This is a genomic window from Curtobacterium sp. Csp2 (genome assembly GCF_013347165.1).
Window position 1 is genome coordinate 774,999 of the sequence record NZ_CP054593.1, and the last position, 16,281, is coordinate 791,279.

18 protein-coding genes are annotated in these 16,281 nt (G+C 74.0%); 11 read left to right on the plus strand and 7 right to left on the minus strand.

Features of this window, described 5'->3' with window-relative positions:
* Positions 1-6: 6 nt before the first annotated feature.
* Positions 7-1,230, minus strand: coding sequence for a glycosyltransferase (locus HUN59_RS03850; RefSeq protein ID WP_174777562.1), 1,224 nt, complete (start codon positions 1,228-1,230; stop codon positions 7-9).
* Between the two features lie 57 nt (positions 1,231-1,287).
* Here HUN59_RS03850 and HUN59_RS03855 point away from each other — a divergent pair, with 57 nt between their 5' ends.
* Genes HUN59_RS03855 through HUN59_RS03865 form a run of 3 tightly spaced genes read left to right on the plus strand, consistent with a single transcriptional unit; the run spans position 1,288 to position 3,999 of the window.
* Positions 1,288-2,265, plus strand: a complete 978-nt coding sequence (locus tag HUN59_RS03855) for an NAD-dependent epimerase/dehydratase family protein (protein WP_174777563.1) — start codon at positions 1,288-1,290, stop codon at positions 2,263-2,265.
* Positions 2,258-3,061, plus strand: a complete 804-nt coding sequence (locus tag HUN59_RS03860) for an MBL fold metallo-hydrolase (protein WP_174777564.1) — start codon at positions 2,258-2,260, stop codon at positions 3,059-3,061. The genes HUN59_RS03855 and HUN59_RS03860 overlap by 8 nt, the downstream gene beginning before the upstream one ends.
* Entirely contained in the window at positions 3,058-3,999 is a 942-nt protein-coding gene (locus tag HUN59_RS03865; protein ID WP_174777565.1) for a 3-oxoacyl-[acyl-carrier-protein] synthase III C-terminal domain-containing protein, read from the plus strand. Before HUN59_RS03860 ends, HUN59_RS03865 begins: the two co-directional genes overlap by 4 nt.
* A 232-nt stretch (positions 4,000-4,231) precedes the next feature.
* Here HUN59_RS03865 and HUN59_RS03870 read toward each other — a convergent pair whose 3' ends face one another.
* Complete coding sequence (locus tag HUN59_RS03870; protein ID WP_058740836.1) at positions 4,232-4,690, minus strand: DUF4383 domain-containing protein; 459 nt, start codon at positions 4,688-4,690, stop codon at positions 4,232-4,234.
* Between the two features lie 254 nt (positions 4,691-4,944).
* Between HUN59_RS03870 and HUN59_RS03875 the strand changes: the two genes are divergently transcribed.
* Both HUN59_RS03875 and HUN59_RS03880 read left to right on the plus strand, forming a co-directional pair.
* Complete coding sequence (locus tag HUN59_RS03875; RefSeq protein WP_174777566.1) at positions 4,945-5,865, plus strand: ABC transporter ATP-binding protein; 921 nt, start codon at positions 4,945-4,947, stop codon at positions 5,863-5,865.
* Positions 5,862-6,725 carry an ABC transporter permease gene (locus HUN59_RS03880; protein WP_174777567.1) on the plus strand — a complete coding sequence of 288 codons (864 nt, stop codon included), beginning with the start codon at positions 5,862-5,864 and terminating at the stop codon, positions 6,723-6,725. Before HUN59_RS03875 ends, HUN59_RS03880 begins: the two co-directional genes overlap by 4 nt.
* 93 nt (positions 6,726-6,818) lie before the next feature.
* On the opposite strand, the gene HUN59_RS03885 is transcribed toward HUN59_RS03880, so the two are convergent.
* Positions 6,819-7,160: a hypothetical protein gene (locus HUN59_RS03885; protein ID WP_058740839.1), complete on the minus strand. Its 342-nt coding sequence runs from the start codon at positions 7,158-7,160 to the stop codon at positions 6,819-6,821.
* 205 nt (positions 7,161-7,365) lie between these two features.
* Here HUN59_RS03885 and HUN59_RS03890 point away from each other — a divergent pair, with 205 nt between their 5' ends.
* Complete coding sequence (locus HUN59_RS03890; protein WP_174777568.1) at positions 7,366-7,971, plus strand: LppP/LprE family lipoprotein; 606 nt, start codon at positions 7,366-7,368, stop codon at positions 7,969-7,971.
* 184 nt (positions 7,972-8,155) lie between these two features.
* Positions 8,156-9,205, plus strand: a complete 1,050-nt coding sequence (locus tag HUN59_RS03895; RefSeq protein WP_217483615.1) for a YeiH family protein — start codon at positions 8,156-8,158, stop codon at positions 9,203-9,205.
* A gap of 147 nt (positions 9,206-9,352) precedes the next feature.
* Here the strand turns inward: HUN59_RS03895 and HUN59_RS03900 are convergent, their stop codons facing one another.
* The 4 genes from HUN59_RS03900 to HUN59_RS19605 all read right to left on the minus strand — a co-directional run bounded on the left by HUN59_RS03900 (position 9,353) and on the right by HUN59_RS19605 (position 12,692).
* A complete protein-coding gene (locus HUN59_RS03900; protein ID WP_174777570.1) occupies positions 9,353-10,429 on the minus strand; it encodes an ABC transporter permease in 1,077 nt (358 codons plus the stop codon).
* Positions 10,426-11,307: an ABC transporter ATP-binding protein gene (locus HUN59_RS03905; RefSeq protein WP_174777571.1), complete on the minus strand. Its 882-nt coding sequence runs from the start codon at positions 11,305-11,307 to the stop codon at positions 10,426-10,428. The genes HUN59_RS03900 and HUN59_RS03905 overlap by 4 nt, the downstream gene beginning before the upstream one ends.
* A gap of 129 nt (positions 11,308-11,436) precedes the next feature.
* Complete coding sequence (locus HUN59_RS03910; RefSeq protein WP_174777572.1) at positions 11,437-12,168, minus strand: response regulator; 732 nt, start codon at positions 12,166-12,168, stop codon at positions 11,437-11,439.
* The gene (locus HUN59_RS19605; RefSeq protein ID WP_254629985.1) at positions 12,150-12,692 is read right to left on the minus strand and encodes a sensor histidine kinase; all 543 of its coding nucleotides are present in this window, start codon (positions 12,690-12,692) and stop codon (positions 12,150-12,152) included. The genes HUN59_RS03910 and HUN59_RS19605 overlap by 19 nt, the downstream gene beginning before the upstream one ends.
* A 9-nt stretch (positions 12,693-12,701) precedes the next feature.
* Between HUN59_RS19605 and HUN59_RS19610 the strand changes: the two genes are divergently transcribed.
* The 4 genes from HUN59_RS19610 to HUN59_RS03930 all read left to right on the plus strand — a co-directional run bounded on the left by HUN59_RS19610 (position 12,702) and on the right by HUN59_RS03930 (position 16,236).
* A complete protein-coding gene (locus HUN59_RS19610; RefSeq protein ID WP_254629986.1) occupies positions 12,702-13,499 on the plus strand; it encodes a sensor histidine kinase in 798 nt (265 codons plus the stop codon).
* Entirely contained in the window at positions 13,481-14,212 is a 732-nt protein-coding gene (locus HUN59_RS03920) for a response regulator (RefSeq protein WP_174777572.1), read from the plus strand. Before HUN59_RS19610 ends, HUN59_RS03920 begins: the two co-directional genes overlap by 19 nt.
* Positions 14,213-14,341: 129 nt before the next feature.
* Positions 14,342-15,223 (plus strand): ABC transporter ATP-binding protein, encoded by an 882-nt coding sequence (locus HUN59_RS03925; RefSeq protein WP_174777571.1) that lies wholly within the window; start codon positions 14,342-14,344, stop codon positions 15,221-15,223.
* Positions 15,220-16,236, plus strand: coding sequence for an ABC transporter permease (locus tag HUN59_RS03930; protein WP_174777574.1), 1,017 nt, complete (start codon positions 15,220-15,222; stop codon positions 16,234-16,236). Before HUN59_RS03925 ends, HUN59_RS03930 begins: the two co-directional genes overlap by 4 nt.
* Positions 16,237-16,281 lie beyond the last annotated feature (45 nt).

Sequence of the window (16,281 nt, forward strand, 5' to 3'; positions counted from 1 at the left end):
AGTCCGTCAGGTGGTCCGCTGCGGACGGAGGACGGTCTCGTAGACCGCCACCAGGTCGTCGACCCGCTGCTCGACGCGGCCACGCGCCGCGACGAGCGCGGCACTCGCCCGCTCGAGCCGCTCCGGCTCGTCGTGCAGCGTGCGGACCACCGCGGCGATGCCCGCAGCGTCCGGGGTGGGGGTGGTCCACCCGCCGCCCGCGGGGACGACCTCGGCCAGGTCGGGGTCGCAGTGCACGACCGGCAGCCCGGTCGCGACCGCCTCGAGCATCACCATCGGCTGGTTGTCGAAGTCCAGGGAGCTCGAGACGAGCACGTGCGCGTCGCGCATGGCCGCGAGCACCCGGTCGTGCGGGGTCGAGCCGTGCAGCGACACCGGGGTCCCGGACGCCGCGCGGGCGACCGCGGTGCGCGCGACACCGTCGCCGAGCACGTCGACGACCGTGCCCGCGGGGAACGAACGGGCGGCCGCGACGAGGACCTCCGGGCGCTTCTCCGGCGACAGCCGACCGACCCACAGCACCCGCAGCGGCTCGCCGGGTGCGCGCGTGCGGACCCGGGCCGGGCCGATCGTGTCGAGGACCGTCGGCTCGATGCCGTTCGACAGCACCGACACGGGCGTCCGCACGCCGCGGTCCACGAGCTTGTCCGCGAAGTGCTGCGACGGCACGACCACGTGCGCGCTCGCCCGGGACTGCGCGAGCATGACCCGCCACATCCGCCGGGCCGTGCACGTCCGGGTGAACGGCCGGTCCGGGGCGACGCGGATCCCGCGGTGGTCGACCTGGGTGCGGTGCAGGAACGCGAGCAGCGCGGTGGTCACGGCCGGGACGGGCAGCACGTTCCTCGTGTAGACGTCGATGCGGCCGTGCATCGTGTGCACCACCGGCAGGTCCAGGTCCTGCGCGGCGCGGAAGCCGGCGAGGGCCGCGAACATCTCGGAGTGGGTGTGCACGACATCGGTGCGTCGGGCGGCGAGCTCGCGGCGCAGCACGGCACGGATCCGGCGGGGCGGCCAGGCGAACGGGTAGCCGTCGGGCCGGAACACCCGGGAGACGGGCAGGCCGACGACCTCGTGGGCGCCCTCGTGCCGCGGGACCGCGGGGTCGTCCGGGCAGTAGACGGTGACCTCGTGCCCGGCGGTCGTGAGCGCCTCGGCGAGGGAGCGCACCGCCGTCTGGACACCACCGAGCGTCGGCAGGTAGTAGTCGGTGACCAGGGCGATCCGCACGTGCCGAGCCTAGGGGCCGGCCGGCAGGGCCGCCGGGTGCCCCTAGGATCGGTCGGCATGGGGCCAGGGTCGTCGGAACGTGTCCTGGTCACCGGTGCGAGCGGGTTCGTCGGCGGGCACGCCGTCCGGACGCTCCGCGAGCACGGCTACCGGGTCACCGCCGCCGGACGCCGGGCCGCCGCACTCCCCGAGGGCGACGTGTTCGTCGGGGACCTCGACGACCTGGGTCGTGCTGAAGTGCCGGCGGACGTCGTCGTGCACTGCGCTGCCCTGTCGTCGCCGTGGGGGCGGTGGGCGGAGTTCGAGCACGCCAACGTCACCGGCACCGCGCAGGTCCTGCGGTACGCCCGCCGGGTCGGGGCGCGGCGGATCGTGCACGTCTCGTCGCCCGGGATCTACGCAGCACCCCGCGACCGGCTCGCCATCCGCGAGGACCAGGTCGACCCGAGCCGCCCGATGAACCACTACATCCGCTCGAAGCTGCACGCGGAGGCGCTCCTGCGCGCCGCGGTCGGCGACCCCGACGGGCCGGAGATCGTGGTGCTGCGGCCCCGCGGGGTGATCGGTGCCGGCGACACCGGGCTCGTCCCACGGCTGCTCCGGGTGCACGAGCGCGTCGGGGTGCCCCTGCTGCGCGGCGGTCGCGGACTCGTCGACCTGACCGCGGTCGAGAACGTCGCGCACGCCGTCCGGCTCGCGGTCGAGGTGCCCGGGGCGGCGGGGCTGGCGTTCAACGTCACGAACGGCGACCCCCGGCCCTTCGTCGACCTGCTCGACCAGCTGCTCGCCGGACTCGGGCTCGACCCCCGCCACCGGTCCCTGCCGGCCGGGCCGGTGGCCGCGCTCGCCGGGGTGCTCGAGGCGGTCTGCGCCGTGCTGCCCGGCCACCCCGAGCCGCCGGTCACGCGGTACACGGTGTCCACGATCACGCACTCGCAGACGCTCGACATCACCCGGGCCCGCAGGGTCCTCGGGTACGCGCCGCAGGTGTCCCTCGACGACGCCCTCGCGAGCTACGCCGGTGCCCGTGGCTGAGGCGACGCTCCACGCGTACGCGTGCGGGTTCACGACGCACGACATCGGGCAGCTGCTCCGCGGGGCCCCGCGGCAGCGTCGGGTGTTCCCGGCGACCGTGTTCCTGTTCCGCACGGGGGCGCGGCAGGTGCTGTTCGACACCGGGTACGCGCCGCTGCCGTGGCGGACCGGTCTCGCCGGACGCCTGTACCGACGGCTCCTGCCGCCCGTGGTGCCGGCGGGGGCGACCCTCGCCGACGTCGTCGACACCGCTGCCGTCACGGACGTCGTGCTCTCGCACCTGCACCCCGACCACGTCGGCGGCCTCGCGGCGGTGCCGCACGCGCGGGTGCTCGTCAGCGAGGGGACCCGCCGCCTGCTCGCGCGGCCGAGGGGCCGGGACGGGGTCCTGCGCGGCCTGCTGCCCGACGACCTGGCGGACCGCCTCGTGGTCGTCCCGGACGCCGCGTTCCACCCGGGGCCCGCCGCGCTGGCCGGACTCGGGCTCGCCGACCCGTTCGGCGACGGGCACTTCCGGCTCGTGCGGCTCCCCGGGCACACCGACGGACAGCTCGGCGCCCTCGTCGACGGCCGGGTGCTGCTCGCCGCCGACGCCGCGTGGTCCCGGGACCTGCTCGGACACGAGGACCGCATCCGTGCCCTGCCCCGCGCCGTCGCCCACGACGCCGGAGCCCAGCGCGACACCGCGCAGCGGCTCCTGGCGCTCGAGCGCGCGGGTGTCAGACTGCTCTTCAGCCACGACGAGCATCCGACCGGGGTGGACCTGCTCGCCGAGGACGACCGAGGGGGATCATGAAGCACTGCGCCATCGCCGGCTGGGGGACCGTCCTGCCGGAGCGGACCGTGACGTTCGGCAGAGGGGACCGCACGGTCACCCGGCATCGGATCGCGGACGACGTCTCGCACCTCGACATGCTCGCCGGCGCCGCCGAGCGGGCGATCGCCCACGCCGGGATCGCCGCGGACGACCTCGACCTGGTCGTCGCCGCGTGCGCCGCCGGGGTCCAGCCGATCCCGTGCACCGCGGCACTCGTGCAGGAGCGCGTCGCACCGGGGGCCCGAGCGGCCGCGTTCGACGTGAACTCGACGTGCACGAGCTTCGTCACGGCGCTCGACGTCGCCTCGCGCTACCTGGAGGACGGCGACCACGAGCGCGTGCTCGTGGTCTCGGGCGACGTCGGCTCGCGCTTCCTCGACCCGGCGCAGCGTGAGTCCGCCGAGCTGTTCTCGGACGCCGCGGCCGCCGTCGTCCTCACCCGCGGCGACGGCACGCAGGGGGTCCTGTCGGCGCTGCAGCAGACCTGGCCCGAGCACGCCCACGACACCGAGCTCCGGGGTGGGCTCTCGCGGTTCCCGGCGCAGACCTTCGCGGACGGTGATCCGGCGGACTACCTGTTCGACATGCACGGGCGGCGGGCGCTCATGGGGATGCTCCGCGTCCTGCCGGGGTTCTTCGAGCGGTTCTTCGCGCGCAGCGGCCTGACGCTCGACGACGTCGACCTCGTGGTGCCGCACCAGGCGAGCGGCGCCCTGGGCATCGCGATGCGCCGGATCGGGATCCCCGAGGGGAAGTACGTCGACGCGGTCGCGGAGTACGGCAACATGGTGTCGTCCTCGGTGCCGTACACGCTCGCCCGGTGCCTGGACGACGGACGGCTGCGGCGCGGGGACACCGTGCTGCTGTGCGGGACCGCCGCGGGCCTGACCGCGAACGCCCTGGCCCTGCGGCTCTGACCGCCGCTGCGGCAGCGCGCCGCCGACCGCGACACCCGGCCCGCCGACCGCGACACCGGGCCCGCCGACCGCGACACCGGCCCCGGACGCGACGACGCCGGCCCACGGCACCGACACCGGCCGCGGACGCGACGACGCCCCCGTCGCGTCCACGACGAGGGCGTCCCGGTGGCCCCTGATCCCCGGCCACGGCTCGCGCGGGGGCGTCCAGCACCGGACGGCCCCCGCGGGGTCAGCGGGTGGCGCGACCGGCGCGCGGCAGGAGCACACCGAGCACGATCATCGCGACGGCGAGGACCGCGTGCAGGGCGTTGTCCGCGACGTTCAGCGGCACGAAGTTCGCGCCACCGGCCATGCCGGCGGTGAACAGGCCGTAGACGAAGAGGACGGCGTAGACGATGCCGCCGATGAGCAGGTAGGAGCGAGCCCCGCCGGCGGTGCGCGCGGCGAGGAGGCCGACGACGCCGAAGAGCAGGTGCACGATGTTGTGGAGCACCGAGACCTGGAACAGGCCGAGGAGCATCGCCATCGAGCCGTGGCCGGCCACCGACATCGTGCCCATGTCCATGGTGAGGCCGGGGATGAAGCCGGCGATGCCGACGATCAGGAACACGACCCCGAACAGCAGGGCGCCCTTCTGCGTCAGCGTCGAGCCGTAGCCGGTGTTCCGCGTTGCTGCATTGCTGGTCATGATGAGTCCTTCCGGATGTGTTCGTCGGTGCCCGGTCCCTTCCGTTCGGGGAAGGCGCACCGTCGTACAGGGGTTTCGGAGTCCCTGTGTAGACGGTTTGGGTCGACTTGCCAGCGATTGTCCATCCTGCGCTGCTCAGCGCGACCGATCGCCCCCGAGCTGGGGGAGGCGGGGCGGGTCATCCCGGGGGATGATGCCCGGTCTCCCCCCTGCGGGGGACGCGTCGGCCACCGGTGCGGCAATAGCGTGACGACGTGATCGAGATCGAGCATCTTTCCAAGCGGTACGGCGCCAAGCTCGCCGTCGACGACATCTCGTTCGTCGTGCGGCCCGGCAGCGTGACGGGCTTCCTCGGCCCGAACGGCGCCGGCAAGTCCACGACGATGCGGATGATCATGGGCCTCGACCAGCCCACGGCGGGACGCGCGACGGTGAACGGTCGCCCGTACACCGCGTTCCGCGATCCGCTCCGGCAGGTCGGGGCCCTGCTCGAGGCGAAGGCCGTGCACTCCGGTCGCAGCGCCTACAACCACCTGCTGTCCCTCGCGGCGACGCACGGCATCCCGAAGTCCCGGGTGCACGAGGTCATCGAGCTCACCGGGCTCGAGTCCGTCGCGAAGAAGCGCGTCGGTGGATTCTCGCTCGGGATGGGGCAGCGCCTCGGCATCGCGGCGGCGCTCATCGGCGACCCGAAGACCCTGATCCTGGACGAGCCGGTCAACGGCCTCGACCCGGACGGCGTGGTGTGGGTCCGCCAGCTCGCCCGGCGCCTCGCCGCCGACGGTCGCACGGTCTTCCTGTCGAGCCACCTCATGAGCGAGATGGCGCAGACCGCCGACCGCGTGGTCGTGCTCGGCCGCGGCCGCGTGCTCGCCGACGCCCCGATCGCCGAGTTCGTCGCCGGGGGATCCGCCGGCGGCGCCGCACGGACGCTCGTGCGCACCCCGCAGCCCGACCAGCTCTTCCGCGCGCTCGGCTCCGCCGCGTCCGGGATCACGCAGCGTGAGGACGGCGCCTTCGAGGTCGTCGGCCCGGACGCGCAGCACATCGGCACCGTCGCGGCGCAGACCGGTTTGGTGCTCCACGAACTCACCCCGATGGGTGCGAGCCTCGAGGAGGCGTACATGGCCCTCACGAGGGACGACGTCGAGTACCGGGCGGAGGCCACCCGATGAGCGCCGCGACGACGACGGCGCCGGGCAAGGTCGGCCTCGGCTTCCCGCGCCTGGTCCGCAGCGAGTGGATCAAGTTCCGCAGCATCCGGTCGACGATCTGGTGCTTCGCGATCCTCGTCGCCCTGACGATCGGCCTCGCCGCGCTCCTCGGGGCGCTCGTCGAGAAGCCCGAGGGCGCCGGGACGGTCCCGCAGGCCGTGGCGAACGCGCAGATCGTCATGATCAACACCGTCGGGGTCGGGTTCTCCGCCCTCGTGGTCGCGGTGCTCGGTGTGCTCATCATCACCGGCGAGTACACGACCGGGCAGATCCGCTCGACGTTCACGGCCGACCCGGGGCGACTCGGCGCGGTCTTCGCGAAGGTCGCGGTGCTCGCCGTCGCGACGTTCCTGGTGAGCGCCGTCGCGACGTGGATCGGCGTGGCGATCTCGGTCCCGCTCCAGGCGGCGAAGGGCGTGCAGGCCGACCTGGCGGACCCGGCGGTGTTCCTGCCGATCCTCGGGTCCTCGGTCTACGTGACGCTCCTGGCCGTCCTCGCGTTCGGCATCGGGCTGCTCGTCCGGTCGAGCGCCGGCGGCATCGCGATCACGCTCGGGCTCATGCTCGTCGTGCCGATCATCCTGCAGCTCGTCGGCGGACTGCTCGGCGTGCAGTGGGTGCTCGACTCCATGCAGTTCCTGCCCGAGCAGGCCGGTCGACAGCTGTACGCCTACGATTCGTCCGGCGCGACGACCTCGGCGCCCGGCACGACGACCGAGGGCCTCGTCCTGAACGGCTGGGGCGGCTTCAGGATCCTCGCGGCGTGGGTCGTCGCCGTCGGTGCCGTCGCGGTGTCGGTCACCAAGTCACGCGACGTCTGAGACGCGACCGGGTACTGACTGGAGGCGCGGTGCCCGCTGGCACCGCGCCTCCAGTCCGTCCCGTGGTCGCGTCGGACGCGACCGCTCCCGCGGTCAGGACCGACGCGGGAACAGCGCCTGCAGGGCGCGCGCCAGCAGGCCCGGCCGCACCTGCGGCGCGACGACCTGCACGGCACGCGTAGGCGTGCGGAACGCCAGGTCGTGCAGCATGTTGCGCTTCGACCCGTCCCAGTTCGCGAACAGGTACGAGCCGCCGATGAACGACATGCTCCGGACCGGGGTGCGCTTCCAGGAGTCGGCGCGCACGTAGTACCCGGCGTGGCCGGCGTGGATGTGGTCGATGACGGTGTCGACGTCGATGACACCGGTCGTGGTGACGACGGCGGTGATGCCCGTCTTGTCGCGGGCGACGTACTCGATGAGGTGTTCGGTCACGGCGTGCTCTTCGGTCTGCTCGACTCGCGGGACCCGTTCGCACGACCCCTGGGTGTCGGGGCACGGCGTCTGCGGGAACGGCGAGCGAGGGCGCTGCTGGATGACTGGAACCGCCGTTGCTTCCGGCGTCGATGGTACGCCCCTGCACCGACGCACAGCCGGTCGAGCCGCACAACGCAGCGGCCGGAGGAGCAGGCTGGACCACATGCGGCACACCAGCACCACCCGTACCGCCGGAGGGCTCCTGCTCGCCGCGACCACGATCGCGCTCCTCGCCGGGTGCTCCGGCGGCGGGACGCCGACGCCGACCGCCACCCGGACGGTGACGGCGACGCCCTCGTCCTCGGCGTCCGCGACACCGGTCGACGGCACGGCAGCGACGCCCTCGGCGACCGCGACGTGCGGACCGTCGGACGGTGCCGCGGCGGCCGCGGGCCCGATCGCCGACCTGGCGCTGCCCGCGGGTCTGGAGTCGGCCCGGTGGGACGCGTCCCGCGCCGACACGTCCCAGTACGACGGGTGCGCCGCGCTCTCGGCGGTCACCGTCTCGGTGGCGGACGCGACCGCGAGCTCGCCCGTGGCGGTCCTGCTCTTCCACGACGGCACGTACCTCGGCACCGCGACGAAGCTGCAGTACCCGTTCGTCCCCGACGTCAGCCGCCCGTCGGCCGACGCCGTCCGGGTCGTCTACCACTTCCCGCAGGGGCAGGACAGCAACGCGGACCCGACGGGCCGCGCCACGGCGACCTACACGTGGGATTCCGCCGCGGGTCGGGTGGTCATGACGGGCGACGTGCCTCCGACGCCCTGACGGTCGGCCCCGCGGGCGCCGGCGGGCGCCGTCGGGCGCCGTCGGGCGCCGACGGGCACCGACCGGGTCTCGGCCTGGGCGACGAGTCTCGGGTCCCCGCGGCCGAGTCGCGTCGGCCACCGCGAGACTCGGCCCCACCGCGCCGCGCCGCGGCGCGCCCAGGGGTGGTGGGATGCTGGTCCGCATGCCCTCCCGTCCGGCGGTCGCCGCCGCCCTGCCCGGTCTCGCCCTCGCCCTGGTGATCGGCGTCGTCGCGACCCTGGTCGGCCGGCTCGTCCCGGTCGTCGGTGGTCCGGTCCCCGCGGTCGTCCTCGGCGCGCTGGTCGGTGCCGTCCTGCGACGACGACGCGATGCGGGTGACCTCGGCCCCGTGCAGCCCGGCGTGAAGTTCGCCTCGAGCCGGGTCCTGCAGGCCGCTGTCGTCCTGCTCGGCGCGCAGCTCTCGATCGGCGAGGTCGTCCGCATCGGCGGCGAGACCCTCCCCGTGATGCTCACCACCCTGGTCGTCTGCCTGGCGGCCGCGTGGGGCCTCGGTCGGTTGCTCCGGGTCTCGAGCGCGCTCCGCACGCTCATCGGCGTCGGGACCGGCATCTGCGGGGCCTCGGCGATCGCCGCCGTCACGCCCGTCATCGGTGCCGCCAGCGCCGAGGTCGCCTACGCCGTCTCGACGATCTTCCTCTGCAACATCGCGGCCGTCTTCGTCTTCCCCGTCGTCGGGCACGCCCTCGGACTCTCGCAGCACGCGTTCGGGGTCTTCGCCGGGACCGCGGTGAACGACACGTCGTCGGTCGTCGCGACGGCGACCATCTACGGTCGCCAGGCGACCGACACGGCGGTCGTCGTGAAGCTGGTCCGGACGCTCATGATCATCCCGATCGTGGTCGGGCTGGCCGGCCTGGAGGCACGCCGCACCGCCCGCACCGACCTCGCCCCCGCCTCGGGGCCGGGCCGGGCCGGGGGCGTCCGCGTGCTGCGGCTGGTGCCGTGGTTCCTGGTCGGGTTCCTCGTGGTCGTGCTCCTGCGCACCGTCGGGGTGCTCCCGGCCGCGGCCGCCCCGGGGTTCAGCACCGTCGCGACGTTCCTCATCACGGTGGCGCTCGGCGCGATCGGGGTCTCGACGGACTTCGGCGCACTCCGTCGCGCCGGGTTCCGGCCGATGCTGCTCGGGATCGCGCTGTGGGTGCTCGTCGCCGGCACGAGCCTCGCGACCCAGGCCGCCCTCGGTCAGCTCTGAGCTGGCGCAGGCGCGTCCGCGCCGCCATCGGTGGAGCAGGGAACGTCGAGTGGCGCGAGGCAACCCGACGTCGTCTGCTCCATGGACGCGCCCCGCGCAGGGCTCCGCCTCGCCCCTGAGCGGGGCGCGCCCGTCCGACCGGCGGCGTCAGCCGCGCAGCGCCTCCGTGAGCTTCACGCGACCGCCCGTGCGGAGCAGCGCGTTCTCGTAGACGCGGGCTCCCACGAGGACGACCACCACCACCGAGACGGCGACCACCATCAGCGACAGGACCGGCTCCCACCACTCGGCCGTCCCGAGGAAGATCCGCATGGGCATGCCGATCGGTGCACTGAACGGCACGTAGGACATGATCCCGACGACGGTGGGGTCGTCCGCGGCCACCACGATCAGGATGTACGGGATCATCACGAGCATCATCACCGGCATGGTGACGCTGCCGACGTCCTCCTGGCGCGAGACCAGCACGGCCGAGGCGGCGAACATCGCGGCGATGAGCACGAAGCCGACCGCGAAGAAGGCGACGAACCACAGCACGCTCGGTCCGAGCATCGAGAACATGTTGTCCTGGCCGGTGACCGCGAGGGCGACGGCGGCGGCGATCGCCACCGCGACGATCTGCGCGAGGGCCATCACGCTGTTGCCGAGCACCTTGCCGGCCAGCAGCGCCCGCGCCGGGATCGCCGCCATCAGGATCTCGACCACGCGGGTCGACTTCTCCTCGACGACGCTCTGCGCGATCGACGAGCCGAACGTCACCGCCGAGGCGAAGAACACGACACCGAACATGATGCCGATGAGCGAGACGAGTCCGGCGGGCAGCGCGGCCGGGTCGAGCAGCTCCACCCGAGGCGTCTCGCTCAGCGCGGTCACGACACCGGTCGGGGCGTCGTCGAGGGCGACCACCGAGTAGCCGAGCGCGTCGTCCGCGGGCACGATCGCCGCGTCGACGTCGCCGCTGCGCACCAGCCGCTCGGCCTGGGCGACGGAGCTGGTCGGCGTGACGTCGAGGCCCGCCGTGGACGGCAGCGAGACACCGTCGACGACGGCCACCGGGGTGGTGTCGTCGGCGGTGGCCTTGCCGACGACGCCGCCGATCACGATCGAGGCGACGACCGCCACGAGCAGGATCGCGGCGGAGACGATGAACGCCTTGCTGCGGATGCGTGCCTGGATCTCGCGGACGGTGACGAGCTGCACCGCGCCGAGGAAGGAGCCGTTCACCGGACCACCTCGCGGAAGACCTCGCTGAGACGGGGGACCCGCGGCGCGAACGACCCGACGGTGCCGTGCTGCACGGCCCGCTGGAGCACGGCCTGCGCGGTGGCGTCGTCGGCCTCGAACACGGCGTAGCCGCCGTCGAACTCGCGGACCGTGACGCCGGACTCGGCGCGGAGCCACGCCAGGTCGCCGTCGACCAGGAGCTCCCACGCCGCCGGGCCGGCCGCACGGCGCAGGTCCTCCTGCGGTCCGGCGGCGCGGATGGTGCCGTCGGCGACCACGACGACGTCGTCGCACAGGCGCTCGACGACGTCGAGCTGGTGGCTCGAGAACAGGACGGGCACACCCCGGGCGGCCGTCTCGCGGAGCACCCCGAGGACGGTGTCGACGGCCATCGGGTCGAGGCCGGAGAACGGCTCGTCGAGCACGAGGACCTCTGGGTCGTGGGCGAGCGCCGCGGCGACCTGGACCCGCTGCTGGTTGCCGAGCGAGAGCTTCTCGACGGCGTCGTCGGCGTGCTGGGTCAGGTCGAGCCGCTCGAGCAGCGCGGCCGTGCGCTCCGCCGCGGTGCGCTTGTCGACCCCGTGCAGCCGCGCCAGGTACGTGACCTGCTCGGCCACCGGCATCTTCGGGTAGAGCCCACGCTCCTCGGGCATGTACCCGAAGCGGCGCCGGTCGGCCGGACCGACGGTCGTGCCGTCGATCGACACCGTGCCGGCGTCCGCCTGGAGCACGCCGAGCAGGATCCGCATGGTCGTCGTCTTGCCGGCGCCGTTGCCGCCGACGAACCCCGTCAGTCGGCCGCTGCCGACCGTGAACCCCACGTCGTGGAGTACCCGGCGGTCGCCGAAGTGCTTCGTGACGCCTGCGATGGTGAGCATCGTCGTTCCCCTTCCGTCGACGGTCCTCGCCGACGGCTCGACGCTACGGGCCAGGAGGCGCGGGGCACCTCCGGCGGGAGACGGGACTTCCCGACGTGGCGGCTCCACCGCACGGGGGAGCAGGGGGCGTCAGCTCGAGGCGGTGATGCCGCGCTCGAACGCCCACACGACCGCCTGGATCCGGTCGCGGACGCCGGTCTTCTGGAGCACGTTCGACACGTGGGTCTTCACGGTGGCCTCGCCGACGTAGAGCGTCCGGGCGATCTCGGCGTTGCTCAGGCCCCGGGCGAGCAGGCGCAGCACCTCGGTCTCGCGCTCGGTCAGGCCGACCGCGGCGATCGCGGCGGCGCCGGTGTCGGTCGCGCGGTCGCTTCCGGTGCCGGTGGCCGGCGTTCGTACTGGGTCGGGGGCGTGCGCGGCAGCCGCGGTCGTCGCGGTTGCCCGGCTGATCACCCGGCGCGTGACGTCGGGGTCGAGGAGCGCGTCCCCGGCTGCCACCGTGCGGACGGCGTCGATCAGCCGTTCGGGGGAGGCGTTCTTGAGCAGGAACCCGCTCGCCCCGGCCTCGAGTGCCGCGAACAGCGCCCCGTCGTCGTCGAAGGTCGTCAGGACGAGGACCGCCGGCGGGTCCGGGAGCGCGGCGATCCGCCGGGCCGCCTCGAGCCCGTCGACGCCCGGCATCTGCACGTCCAGGCACACGACGTCCGGCCGCAGCGCGACGACGGCGTCGACCGCGGCCGCTCCGTCCGCGGCCTCGCCGACCACGCGGAAGCCCGGCTCGGACTCCAGGATGACGCGGAAGCCGGCGCGGACCAGGTCCTGGTCGTCCGCGAGCACGATCGTCAGGTCGTCGGCAGCCATGCCCGCACCAGGTACCCTCCCCGGGCCCGCGGCCCGATCTCGACGCGGCCGCCGACCGCCGCGACGCGCTCGCGCATCCCGACGTGCCCGAGGCCGCTCCCCGACGCCCGGCGGACCGCGCGCTCACCGTGTCCGTCGTCGGCCACCTCGACCTCGATGCCGTCGTCGAGGTACCGGAGCCGCACGTCCGCACGTGCCGTCGGACCCGCGTGCTTGAGGACGTTCGTCACGGCCTCCTGCGCGATGCGGAAGGCGACGGCGCCCACGGTCGGTGGGACGGGACGTTCGTCGCCGACCACGACCAGGTCCGCGGCGTGCCCGGCCGTCCGGACGGCGTCGACCAGCTCGGGCAGTCGACCGAGTCCGGCGGTGCTCGGCGCGGAGTCCGGTCCGTCCGACGGACCACCGGCGTCGTCGGCGCGCAGGGTGCCGAGCATCCGACGGAGTTCCTCGACCGCCGTGCGCGCGCTGTCCTCGACGACCCCGAGCGACGCCGTCGCCTGGGCCGGGTCGCGGTCGATCACGCGCCGTACGTGGCGTACTCGTTGCTCAACATCCTGATCAACGTCATCTACTTCGGCGGCGCCTGGTACGCCGGCAACCGGGCCTGGGCCTCGGCCGTCGCGAAGCACGAGCTCGACGAGCGCACCGCGGAGCTCGCGGCCGAGCGGGAGCGGACGGCGGCGCAGGCGGTCACGCTCGAGCGCGTGCGGATCGCCCGCGAACTGCACGACGTCGTCGCCCACCACGTCTCGCTCATGGGCGTGCAGGCGGGTGCGGCACGGCGCGTGATCGACCGCGACCCGGCCCAGGCGACGGCGTCGCTCGGGGTCGTCGAGGACAGCGCGCGCACGGCGGTCGAGGAACTCCGTCGGATGCTCGGCACCCTGCGCGCCGACGACGCCGGTGGTCCGTCGGACGGACCGGACTCCGCGCCGAGCACCGCCGGACTCGGTCGACTGCCCGAGCTGGTCGACGCCGTCCGGACGGCCGGGCACGCCGCGGACCTGGTCGTGGTCGGCGACGAACGTCCCGTCCCACCGACCGTGGGCGCCGTCGCCTTCCGCATCGCGCAGGAGGCCGTGACGAACGTCCTCAAGCACGCGGGTCCGACGGCACGTGCGGACGTGCGGCTCCGGTACCTCGACGACGGCATCGAGGTCGAGGTGGCCGACGACGGACACGGTGAGCGCGCGGTCCGCCGGGCGTCGGGGAGCGGCCTCGGGCACGTCGGGATGCGCGAGCGCGTCGCGGCGGTCGGCGGCCGCGTCGAGATCGGGCCGCGGGCCCGGGGAGGGTACCTGGTGCGGGCATGGCTGCCGACGACCTGACGATCGTGCTCGCGGACGACCAGGACCTGGTCCGCGCCGGCTTCCGCGTCATCCTGGAGTCCGAGCCGGGCTTCCGCGTGGTCGGCGAGGCCGCGGACGGAGCGGCCGCGGTCGACGCCGTCGTCGCGCTGCGGCCGGACGTCGTGTGCCTGGACGTGCAGATGCCGGGCGTCGACGGGCTCGAGGCGGCCCGGCGGATCGCCGCGCTCCCGGACCCGCCGGCGGTCCTCGTCCTGACGACCTTCGACGACGACGGGGCGCTGTTCGCGGCACTCGAGGCCGGGGCGAGCGGGTTCCTGCTCAAGAACGCCTCCCCCGAACGGCTGATCGACGCCGTCCGCACGGTGGCAGCCGGGGACGCGCTCCTCGACCCCGACGTCACGCGCCGGGTGATCAGCCGGGCAACCGCGACGACCGCGGCTGCCGCGCACGCCCCCGACCCAGTACGAACGCCGGCCACCGGCACCGGAAGCGACCGCGCGACCGACACCGGCGCCGCCGCGATCGCCGCGGTCGGCCTGACCGAGCGCGAGACCGAGGTGCTGCGCCTGCTCGCCCGGGGCCTGAGCAACGCCGAGATCGCCCGGACGCTCTACGTCGGCGAGGCCACCGTGAAGACCCACGTGTCGAACGTGCTCCAGAAGACCGGCGTCCGCGACCGGATCCAGGCGGTCGTGTGGGCGTTCGAGCGCGGCATCACCGCCTCGAGCTGACGCCCCCTGCTCCCCCGTGCGGTGGAGCCGCCACGTCGGGAAGTCCCGTCTCCCGCCGGAGGTGCCCCGCGCCTCCTGGCCCGTAGCGTCGAGCCGTCGGCGAGGACCGTCGACGGAAGGGGAACGACGATGCTCACCATCGCAGGCGTCACGAAGCACTTCGGCGACCGCCGGGTACTCCACGACGTGGGGTTCACGGTCGGCAGCGGCCGACTGACGGGGTTCGTCGGCGGCAACGGCGCCGGCAAGACGACGACCATGCGGATCCTGCTCGGCGTGCTCCAGGCGGACGCCGGCACGGTGTCGATCGACGGCACGACCGTCGGTCCGGCCGACCGGCGCCGCTTCGGGTACATGCCCGAGGAGCGTGGGCTCTACCCGAAGATGCCGGTGGCCGAGCAGGTCACGTACCTGGCGCGGCTGCACGGGGTCGACAAGCGCACCGCGGCGGAGCGCACGGCCGCGCTGCTCGAGCGGCTCGACCTGACCCAGCACGCCGACGACGCCGTCGAGAAGCTCTCGCTCGGCAACCAGCAGCGGGTCCAGGTCGCCGCGGCGCTCGCCCACGACCCAGAGGTCCTCGTGCTCGACGAGCCGTTCTCCGGCCTCGACCCGATGGCCGTCGACACCGTCCTCGGGGTGCTCCGCGAGACGGCCGCCCGGGGTGTGCCCGTCCTGTTCTCGAGCCACCAGCTCGACGTCGTCGAGCGCCTGTGCGACGACGTCGTCGTGGTCGCCGACGGCACCATCCGCGCCGCCGGACCGCAGGAGGACCTGCGCCGTGCGGCCGGCCCGGCGGCGTGGGAGCTCCTGGTCGACGGCGACCTGGCGTGGCTCCGCGCCGAGTCCGGCGTCACGGTCCGCGAGTTCGACGGCGGCTACGCCGTGTTCGAGGCCGACGACGCCACCGCGCAGGCCGTGCTCCAGCGGGCCGTGCAGCACGGCACCGTCGGGTCGTTCGCGCCGCGGGTCCCCCGTCTCAGCGAGGTCTTCCGCGAGGTGGTCCGGTGAACGGCTCCTTCCTCGGCGCGGTGCAGCTCGTCACCGTCCGCGAGATCCAGGCACGCATCCGCAGCAAGGCGTTCATCGTCTCCGCCGCGATCCTGCTCGTGGCGGTCGTCGCCTCGATCGTGATCGGCGGCGTCGTCGGCAAGGCCACCGCCGACGACACCACCCCGGTGGCCGTCGTCGACGGTGTCTCGCTGCCGTCCACGGCGGGCCTCGACGTCACGCCGACCAGCTCCGTCGCCCAGGCCGAGCGGCTGGTGCGCAGCGGCGACGTCGACGCGGCGATCGTGCCCGCGGACGACGCGCTCGGCTACTCGGTGGTCGCCCTCGACGACGCCCCGACCGGTGTCGTGACCGCGCTGAGCGAGACGCCTCGGGTGGAGCTGCTCGACCCGGCCGCGCTGCCCGCCGGACTCGTCTCGCTCATCGGCATCATGTTCGGTGTCGTGTTCTTCGCCTCGGCGGTGACGTTCGGCTCGTCGATCGCGCAGAGCGTCGTCGAGGAGAAGTCGACCCGCGTGGTCGAGATCCTGATGGCGGCGATCCCGGCGCGGGCGCTGCTGGCCGGCAAGGTGCTCGGCAACAGCGTGATGGCCCTCGCGCAGATCGTCGCGGTGGCGATCGCCGCCGCCGTCGCCCTCGCGGTCACCGGCCAGGACAACATGTTCTCGATGCTCGGACCGAGCGTGCTGTGGTTCGTCGCCTTCTTCGCGGTCGGCTTCGTGCTCATCGCCGCGATGTTCGCCGCCTCGGCCGTGCTGGTCTCGCGCCAGGAGGACGTCGGCAGCGTCACCATGCCGGTGATGATGCTCGTGATGATCCCGTACATCCTGATCGTGGTGGCCGCGGACGACCCCACCGTCGTCGGGATCATGTCCTACGTGCCGTTCAGTGCACCGATCGGCATGCCCATGCGGATCTTCCTCGGGACGGCCGAGTGGTGGGAGCCGGTCCTGTCGCTGATGGTGGTCGCCGGCACGAGCCTCGCGACCCAGGCCGCCCTCGGTCAGCTCTGAGCTGGCGCAGGCGCGTCCGCGCCGCCATCGGTGGAGCAGGGAACG